Origin of the sequence: Pseudomonas sp. NFACC51 (genome assembly GCF_900103575.1) — a bacterium.
Lineage (GTDB): Bacteria > Pseudomonadota > Gammaproteobacteria > Pseudomonadales > Pseudomonadaceae > Aquipseudomonas > Aquipseudomonas fluorescens_Q.
In genome coordinates this window covers 106,655-115,074 of record NZ_FMXH01000019.1, presented here as the reverse complement: position 1 = coordinate 115,074, position 8,420 = coordinate 106,655, and the positions used below count along the sequence as shown (strand labels likewise).

The window sequence follows — 8,420 nt, the reverse complement described above, 5'->3', positions numbered from 1 at the left end:
CTGCGCAGCCCAGCGGGAGCAAGCTCCCTCGCCACAAAGGCAAGGATGAGCGCAATTTGGCAGCGTGACCTATCGGCGTTTTGGCTCAATGCACCCGTCAGCAACGCTGACGTTTTTTCAGGAGTGTGGCCGATGAATCGCGACAACAAACAAGACGAGCAGGTGGCCCTGGAGGTCGTGGACGCGGTACTCGGTGGCGCGGCGTTGAAAGACGTGCAAGGCATCAGTGACGAACACATGGACAGCCTCTATGCCTTCGCCTTCCAGTTCTACGAACAAGGACGGCTGGACGACGCCGAGAAGTTCTTCCACTTCCTGTGCATCTACGACTTCTACAACAGCCATTACTGGATGGGACTGGCGGCGGTGCACCAGCTCAAGCAAAACCACCAGAAGGCCATCGACCTGTATGCCATCGCGTTTGCCCAAGGCAAGAACGACTACCGGCCAATGCTCTACACCGGCCAGTGTCATCTGGCCCTGGGCAAGGTCGGCAAGGCCAGGTTGTGTTTCGAATACGTGATCGAGCAAGCCGCGGAAGACGATCTGCGCGAGCAGGCCAAGGTGTATCTCGACACCCTGGCCCACATGGAACTGCACTGTTCGGAGGACTGAACATGACTGACATAGGAAGCACCCGTAGCGCTCCCTTCCCGGGGGGAATGAGCCGCACCGAAGCCTTTGAAAAGTACGGCGCGGCGGCCAGCAAGGCCGCCAGGACCACGGACTATCAGGAGGCCGGTCGCAAAGCCCTGGCGGACCTGATGTCAGTGCAATACGACGGTCACGATGGCCGCTCCGCGCCCAGTACGGGTCGACCGGTGCTGCACGCACCACCGCCGCGGGCCGATGGCAACAAGCAGGAAACCAACGGTGACCTGTTCACCCTGTTGATGGCGATGATTTCCGAACTGATCGGTGAGGTCGACGTCAACAAACTGAAAAACCGCCTGGCGATGTTGCAGAGCATGGCCGGTGCCCGCCAGCAGGGGCTTGAAAACCTCTCGGCCGAATACGCCGCCGCTGTCCAGGCCATGGCGGATGCCGAGGGGGATGTCGGCAGCAGCCAGGCGCAACTCGACCAATTGCACGAGCGGGTCCTGCATTTCCAAGGACTGCTGGAAGACAGCGAAGCGCGGTTGGCACAACTGGACCCTGACTCGCCCGAATACGCCGAGGAGCTGGCCCGTCGCGATCAGCTCAAGGGCGAATTGGCGAGCCACACCCAAACGTTCAACGCAGCGACCGCCGCGCACCTGAAGCTGATCGAGATCGCCAATACCTTTGCCAATACCTTGAGCGGGGTGATCGCGAAAGTGGTGGTGTCCGGCGGCGCAGGACCCGACCAAAAGGAAACCGACGAAAAAGCCCTCAGCAGCAGTGCGCTGGCCTTGCTCAACCGCTTGAAGATCATCGAGTTGCTCGGTGAGGCGGCGCAGAACAAGGAGGAACTGAGCCAGGAGCTGTTCCAGGAGTTGCAGGTCAAGCTTCAGGAGTACATGAAGCGTGAGTCGGATAAATACCTGGAGGAAGTGCGCAAGGCCGAGGCGTTGCAGAAAACCATGGGCTGCATCGGCAAGATCGTCGGGGCGATATTGTCCGTTGTCGCCATCGTTGCCGGGGTCATGACCGGCAGTCTGCCGCTGATCGTGGTTGGGGTGGTTGGCCTGGGGGTCATGTTGGCCGATGTGATAGTCGAGCAAAAAACCGGCAAGTCGTTCATGGCCGAGGCCATGAAGCCGCTGACCGTGGCCATGCAGGAAGCCATCCAGCGGTTCAGCGAGATCTACACCCAAATGCTGATCGACCTGGGCGTCGATGAGGACACGGCGAAGAAGGTCGGGAAAATCGCCGGCATGATCCAGGGCGTCATTTCGACGCTGGCCGCCGTTGCCCTGGTGGCCATCGTCGGGGCGCAGGTGATCGGGCCGATGGTCAGCGCCGTCGCCTCGAAACTGGGGTCGGTGGTCGCCCAGGCCGCGCCTGCCGCGGTGCAAGCCATGAAGCAGATGGCAACCTCGGTGGGCAACTCGCTGACCCAGATGCTCACGCAGTTGCGCAGCTTGGTGACCAACGGCGCCGATGCGGTATCGCTGGCCCGTTACGCCGCCAACCTGGAGATCGCCCAGTCCGTCACCGAGTTCGGCAATGTCGCGGCGCAGGGCGTGATGCAAATCGAGGCCGGTCGGCATCAGGCCAAAGCGGCCGTGCATTTGGCCGATGTGCGAGTGCGCATGGCGATCAGCGAGGAAATCAGCAAATACCTGACCCAGGTAGTCGACGACTACGGCCAGGCGATGCGGGAGCGAACCCATCAGATCGAACAGGTATTTGCCGATCTGCAGCGCAGTCACAACGCCAAGCTGAAGATAGCTCAGAACGTTCGAAATCACGGATAGTAGGTACCTACGATGAAGGCTATTGACACTTCGAGCACGCATGTTTTTGTCCCCTATGCAGGGCAAAACGTGTCAACCGCTCAAACTGAATCTTCAAACCTCCCCAAAAGGAAGTCCCTCTCCGATTCAGCGGTTTTCGGCGAGATCACCGCAAGACAAGTCCTCCAGAATCCCAGCATCACGGCGCCTTCAGCTGCGGAGCTGGAGAGCGCGATCAACGCCTACCAGCCCACCGAGTCGGACTGGCAGGACTTCATGGCCGCCTCGATGATGCTCAGCGATGAAGTGCGCAACGAGCTGATCTTCGATCCAGGCGCCTGGGAGAAACACGCGAACGTATTGGTGGCGGCGATCATCGCGCTGAACATCGCACGGGTTGCCAACGCTCAACTGCGTGGACATTTCAGCGTCATGGCCTCCGAGGCGGCCAAGGCCCAAGGTGCGGCCATTATCGAGTCAGGCGAGGCCGCACGGAACAGTGCTATTACGGGGGCGATCGTGTCCGGTGCGATCTCCGGGTTTGCCCTGCTCAAGACCCTCCATGGCCAGACGTTGAAGCATGCGGATATCAACCTGCACAAACGCAACGCCATGGACGCTCGCAATATCGAACGCGACCTCAAGCTTGAACGCAGTCGCAGCGAGTGGAATCCACAGGGCACCTACAAGATCAAGACCCTCGATGATTTCGGTCGCGCGAAGACGGTCGATTTCAAACCCAGCGGTTCAACCCGGCCAGCCGAGGACCAGGCCTGGTTCGACAAGGAAATCCTCAAGGCGCAGGAGGTCGGTCGCAACGCCAAGTGGCTGAGCGAGACAGACCCCCAGAACCGATTGAACCTGCACAAGCCCAACGCCCTGAACGCCAGGAACATCGAACGCGACCTCAAGCTTGAACGCGACCGCACGGACTGGAATTCGGACACCACTTACAAGATCAGGACGTTCGACGCGTTCGGTCGTCCGACGCTGGTCGATTTCAAACCCAAGGGGTCGCCCCTCTCAGCCAAGGACCAAGCCTGGTTCGAAAAGCAAATATCCAACGCGCAAAAGGTCAGCGAGACCTCCGACTGGCTAAGCCAGATGGGCAGCCGGGGTATTGAAAGGAAACTGGAAATCGGCCGCGCCCTCAGCGCCATGGCGACGAACCTGAGCCAAGTGGTGTCGAGCATCGTGCGCCTGGCTGAGTACACCGCGCGGGAGAAAGAGGTGCTGCAGCAAAGTGCGCAGAACAGCCAGAAGAGCCTGGGGGATGAAGTCGCTCAGAAGGACGCGGCCGATGCCGCATTGCTGCAAAAACTGATGGACATGGTCATGCAGCTTTTTCAATCACGCAGTGACGTTATTCGCGCCGTGACGGCTTGAGGAGAGGAATATGGAAATCACGAGATTCATACAGACACCTGTCGTCTTGCTGCCGAACATCGACGCCACGGTCGATACGCCGTTGCCTGTGGACATTCCCGTTGAAGTACAAACGGTCAGCTCTCTGACACAGTTGCTCGACCGCTCCGTGAGCGCACTCAATCGCAGCCTCGCCAATCTGCTCAGGGGCCCATTCAACGCCAAGTCGCTGGAAGGCATGACCACCGAGTCCGTGGCGCAACTTATCCCGGAGCTTCTCGAACAGATCCACGCCAAGCGCGATCGCTCACACCTGTGGGCCCAGCGCGCCCGCCAGTGTTGTGCGGTGATGAGCCACAGCATGAAGTCCGCGCTTCTGGACGACAGTCGCCTGCGCCAGCTCAATGAGGAACAAGGCGAGATCCTGCGCAGCCTCAAGCAAGCGGTGGACCAGGACAAACCCTTCGAAATCGCGGAGGCCCTGGATGCCGGGATCAATTCCTCCAATGACTTCTTCGACAAACTGCTCGAGCTGATCGACCTGATCAAGAACGGCTACCTGGCCGGTTACGAACACATCATCAAGGCCTATACCGACTTCTTTGCCGATTTCAACGCTCTAATTACCGCGAAGATGAAGGACTGGATCGAGGGGACGAACGACGGTAAAGACGTCGAGGTGAATGTCGACGCATTGCGCGATGCATTGGACAACCTGATCAAAAAATACAGCCATCCCAACTCCGCGTCCGTGCTCTTTCCGAAGCCGGGTGACGGCAGCGCCAGCAAGGAAGAAGCGGAGAAATGGCTCAAGGCACTGGGTTTGCCTGCCAGTTGCCTTAAACAGAACCCCCCTCCGGATAGTGGTTGGTGTGTCGTCATCGACACCAGCCCGTTGACGACCATGCTAAGAAGCCTGCTGTTGGAAAGCGGCACAGTGACGTGGGATACCGCCAAGTACAACCAATGGCAAACCGGCTTCAACGCCCAGGAAGAACGCCTGAAAAACATGCTGCAGTCCCTTACCCAGAAGTATTCAAATGCCAATTCGTACCATGACAATTTCAACAAGACACTGTCGGCACATTTGAATCAGTTTGCGGATATGTTGAGGGCGATGTTGAATTTTTAACTTCACGACTGTGCGGTGATCGATGGGTGCGTCAGTGACTGAAATGTGTATCGAGTCGGAAGTGATAAAGCTGCTGTCTGGCTATTTTTCGACGATCCAACGGAAGATAAGCAGGCATTCGCGGTTAGTGGAGGATCTGAATCTCGATTCCGTGGATGTGGTGGAAATCATCATGATTGTTGACGAAGCATTTAATGTTGAACTGCCTTCACATGAGGTGGAGGCTTGGAGGTCGGTGGCCGATATCATCCATTCGGTTGAGGCTGCGAGAGGCGCTTGATGGAGCGATAGCCGCCGTGAGCAATTTGCGGCGGTGACGCCTTAATTGCAGAAGCCTCTCTTCTTGGCATCCCCCGAGGGCCCTACGTTGTATGTCGTGGTTTCCTACATCAATAAGATTGGAAGCCCTACGGAATCCCCCCACACATCTTCCTATAGTCACGCAGCTCGTCACCCCGAGCCTACCCACAGGCTCAATCGCGCTCAGTAACTTTCTATAGAGAAGTCCCAGAGTATGGACAGTGCAACTGAACAAACGCCAGTCACGTCATTCGTCTTTGACCACTGGCTATTGCAAAGCGATGGAACGCTGATGCGAGATGGACAAGGAGTTCATGTTCCACCCAAAGAGCTGCACGTACTGCGCCTGTTGTTGCAGTCGGCGGGTACGATCGTCAGTAAGGATTATTTGCTGAGCCATGTATGGTCCCAGATGGATGCAGCGGAGGAGTCGCTGACGCGCTGTATCTACGCTTTGCGCAAGTTGCTCAAGGAAAACAAGGACTACATTGCGACGGTCTACGGCCAGGGCTATCGATTCACTGGCTCAGTGGTTGAGCTCGACGTGCCGAGTCAGACGGGGGCGGTGGCGCCTTCGTTGGCGGTCCTACCTTTTCGTAACCTGGACGAGACGGCGGCGCTGGATCTGCAGGATGTGCTGATCCGTCAGTTGACCACCGCATTCGGCGAGGCCCTACGTGTGATGCCTTCGGGGGTGATCGCGACCTATGGGGCATCGGAGGATGTGCGCTCGCTGGCCGGGCGGTTGGCGGCGGATTACTGTTTGAGTGGGCGGTTCGTCGGTTCGGGCGGGCAGCGACTTTGGTCGGTGGAGTTGATTCGTGGCAGCGACCAGGCGCTGGTCCATGGGCAGACGCTGGACGCCCATGATCCTGGCGAGGCCCTGGGCGCATTGACCTGCCTGGTGGCCCAGCGTGTCGCCGGGTTGCGTCCGGTCGGTGATCGTTGTGGGTCGTACCCGGTGGCGGTGGCGTATCTCAATGGGCTGTGCAGCGTGCAGCAGCACACGGCGCAAAGCCTCGGCGATGCCGCTGTGCTGTTTCGCCAGTGTTTGAAACTCGATGCCGGCTACGCGCCGCCCTGGTGCGGTTTGGCGGATGTGTGGCTGGGGCAGGCGCTGATGGGCCTGGGTGACCAGAAGCGCGCCATCGAAGAGGCGCATTCAGCGGTTTCCAGTGCCTTGGCGCTGGACCCCGGCAGTCTCCCGGCCTTGACGCGCCTGGCGTTGCTCACCAGTTTGCGTGGCTGCGAGGAGGCGGCCCAGGTGTTGTTCCGACGTTGCCTGTTGTCGGCCGATCAGGCTGACGTGCTGTATTTTCATGCTTGGCATCATTGGTTCTGGCGGCGCAACGAGCAGGCGGCGCAGTTGATCGACCAGTGTCTGCGGCATGACCCCGGTTGTGTCCGGGCGCAGATCTTGCGGGGGCGTATTCACGAACAGCTGACGTGGATCAGCGAGCGGCGCCTGGCATGAGGCGGCGCAGGAGCAAGTGGTTATGCGTGCCGATGTGTCTGGGCTTGGGGCTTGGCATGGCCCAGGCGCACGCCTGGTGCTGGAGCAGGGCGGGGCAGTTGCATGCCATCGAACCCGAGCTGCTGCAAGCGATTGCCGATGTTGAATCCGGGCAGCGGCCAGACGCAATCAACCACAACCGCAACGGCACCCGCGATATCGGGCTGATGCAGATCAACAGCATCCACCTGCCCCGATTGAATGCCCAAGGCATTACGGAGCAGCGTCTGCTGGATGAGCCGTGCCTGTCAGTGGAAGTCGGTGCCCAGGTGCTGGCCGAATTCATCGCCCGCTACGGCTACAACTGGACGGCGGTCGGCGCCTACAACGCCGGCCATTCGCCTCACCGTCAAGCGGCGCGGCTTCGCTATGCCCGCAAAGTCTGGAAACGCTATCAGGCGTTCACCCAGGCGCGAATGGCAGCACCGTGAGCCGGGCTGGTCCAGGGATTCTGATCCTTTGCGGGAGGCAATCGGCAGATTTGCATCAGGAACCCTGGGGCCGGCCTTTCTAACCTGCCTGCTCATTTGACTGCCCTGGAGTTAGGACGGTGACAGTCCCGACGGCCCTCCCTCTACAGCCCTGCGTCTTGCGGATACTCAATGGCCCGTTGCAAGGCTGTGAGTTCCCGCTGGGTGAAGGCGCGACCCTGTTCGTGGTGGGGGCTGTGGATGTGCTCGGGGACGGCGTCCGTTCTGCCAGCGTTCCGGCTGAAACCCTCTTCGTTCCCCTGGAGGAAGGTGGCTGCAATTTCGAGGTGCTGGCCGACCAGGCCACGGCGGACGGTGTGCCGTTGCGGTTGCTCGGCGATTCGGTGGAGGTACGCCATTGTGCCTTCCAGGCCAGGGTGCAGATCGGCAGGCTGCAAATCGCCTTGCGTCCTGAACACCAACCCTGGGCGCCCGAATGCCTGGGTCAAGCACCCGAGACGCCGTCCAATGCCAGCGCTCTCGAGCGTTGGCGGGCCCCTTGGATGCGCTGGGACGCCGGCGGTCTGGCGCTGATTGTTCTGGTTACCGTGATGGGGCTTTGGTCGATGCCGGGGCCTGCGCCGGAAACCGATATTCGCGCGTTGATCAGCGGCGGCAGTGCCGAGGTTCAGGTGCTGTCGGGGCGCGATCATTCGGTCTACGTCTTTGTGTCTTCCGAACGCGATGCCGGTTGGAGCCGACAGGTGCTGACGCGCCACAACGCCCTGAACGGCAAGGTGCTGATGAGGGACCAGGAGCGTGGTCGACTGGAGCAGGTGCTGATCGATCACGATCCGCAACTGGCCTGGCACTTCCTGGACCTCAAGGACCCGTCGACGCCGCGGCTGCTGCTCAGCACCCAGCGCAACCTGCTCACGCCGGACAAGCAAGCGCAACTGCTCGATGTGCTGCTCGCGGCGGCGCCTTATGCCCGCGACGTCGTGGTGCAGATGCAGGATGACACGCTGCTCGCCGACCTGGCGCAGGGCGGCTTGCAACGCCTGGCCCTGGCCTTCAACCGGATCGAGCACGCGGACAGTGTCACGTTCGCCGTCGAGGGCAACCTGCAGGATTCCGAACTGGCCGCCGCTCGCCAGTATGTCGACCGCTTTTACCGGCAGTGGGGTGATCGCTACGTGCATTTCACTGTCGAGCTCAAGGACGACGCGCTCAAGGGCCTGTCGTTTCAAACCGGCCCACAGGGCTACGTCAAGACGAGTGCTTCGTCGTGGCATTTTTCCAACAAACAAAGTAGGTGACGT

At 60.0% G+C, this 8,420-nt stretch carries 8 protein-coding genes; all 8 read left to right on the top strand.

The window, feature by feature from the left end; all coding sequences use genetic code 11:
• Positions 1-132: 132 nt before the first annotated feature.
• Positions 133-615 (top strand): type III secretion system translocator chaperone SicA, encoded by a 483-nt coding sequence (gene sicA, locus BLT00_RS27895; RefSeq protein WP_092148526.1) that lies wholly within the window; start codon positions 133-135, stop codon positions 613-615.
• Between the two features lie 2 nt (positions 616-617).
• Complete coding sequence (sctE, locus tag BLT00_RS27890; protein WP_092148523.1) at positions 618-2,399, top strand: type III secretion system translocon subunit SseC family protein; 1,782 nt, start codon at positions 618-620, stop codon at positions 2,397-2,399.
• Positions 2,400-2,654: 255 nt separating this feature from the next.
• Positions 2,655-3,764 (top strand): cell invasion protein, encoded by a 1,110-nt coding sequence (locus BLT00_RS32270; RefSeq protein WP_256572798.1) that lies wholly within the window; start codon positions 2,655-2,657, stop codon positions 3,762-3,764.
• Positions 3,765-3,774: 10 nt separating this feature from the next.
• Positions 3,775-4,875, top strand: coding sequence for an IpaD/SipD/SspD family type III secretion system needle tip protein (locus tag BLT00_RS27875; RefSeq protein WP_092148520.1), 1,101 nt, complete (start codon positions 3,775-3,777; stop codon positions 4,873-4,875).
• A gap of 61 nt (positions 4,876-4,936) precedes the next feature.
• Positions 4,937-5,155, top strand: coding sequence for a phosphopantetheine-binding protein (locus BLT00_RS27870; RefSeq protein ID WP_256571806.1), 219 nt, complete (start codon positions 4,937-4,939; stop codon positions 5,153-5,155).
• Between the two features lie 312 nt (positions 5,156-5,467).
• The gene (locus BLT00_RS27865) at positions 5,468-6,649 is read left to right on the top strand and encodes a winged helix-turn-helix domain-containing protein (RefSeq protein WP_092148514.1); all 1,182 of its coding nucleotides are present in this window, start codon (positions 5,468-5,470) and stop codon (positions 6,647-6,649) included.
• Positions 6,646-7,119, top strand: a complete 474-nt coding sequence (locus BLT00_RS27860) for a transglycosylase SLT domain-containing protein (protein ID WP_063322242.1) — start codon at positions 6,646-6,648, stop codon at positions 7,117-7,119. The genes BLT00_RS27865 and BLT00_RS27860 overlap by 4 nt, the downstream gene beginning before the upstream one ends.
• A 119-nt stretch (positions 7,120-7,238) precedes the next feature.
• Positions 7,239-8,417, top strand: coding sequence for a PrgH/EprH family type III secretion apparatus protein (locus BLT00_RS27855; RefSeq protein ID WP_092148511.1), 1,179 nt, complete (start codon positions 7,239-7,241; stop codon positions 8,415-8,417).
• Positions 8,418-8,420 lie beyond the last annotated feature (3 nt).